This window comes from Vibrio sp. 1562 (assembly GCF_033340155.1).
Lineage (GTDB): Bacteria > Pseudomonadota > Gammaproteobacteria > Enterobacterales > Vibrionaceae > Vibrio > Vibrio alginolyticus.
Window position 1 is genome coordinate 1 of sequence record NZ_JAWOVY010000725.1, and the last position, 531, is coordinate 531.

The 531-nt window shown below is 47.1% G+C and carries 1 protein-coding gene; it reads left to right on the top strand.

Annotated features, from left to right (window positions below; translation table 11 throughout):
* Positions 1-423: NAD(P)-dependent oxidoreductase (locus R7Z49_RS27315; protein WP_318112805.1), on the top strand; the 423-nt coding region annotated here is incomplete at its 5' end.
* Between the last annotated feature and the right edge of the window lie 108 nt (positions 424-531).

Here is a 531-nt window from a genome sequence, read left to right on the forward strand (position 1 = left end):
AAAGGAGCGGCAGAATGTCGACCAGGTTATGTGCCATTTGAGGAAGTGTTGAAACACTCTGACGCGTTGACGTTGCACTGTCCGCTTAACGAGCATACGCAGAATTTGATTGGCAAAGCCGAGTTACAGCAAATGAAACCAAACGCGATTCTAATCAACACCGGTCGAGGCGGTTTGGTTGATGAGCAAGCGTTGGTGGATGCTCTAAAACAGGGGGAGATCGCAGCAGCAGGTTTTGATGTATTTACTCAGGAGCCTGCCGATGAGAGCAACCCTCTGATCGCTAATATTCACTTACCGAATTTGCTGTTAACGCCTCATGTTGCGTGGGGAAGTGATTCGTCGATTCAACGCTTGGCCGACATCCTGATTGAGAACATTAACGCGTTTCAGCGCGGAGACCTCCTCAATCGCCTCGCTTAATGGGCATTGATTATCCGCATTAAAAAAGCAGACCTAGTGGTCTGCTTTGTCTTTATGGTTTACGAAGGAAGATTAGATTTCTTCTTCGTTTAACGCTTTCAGGATTTG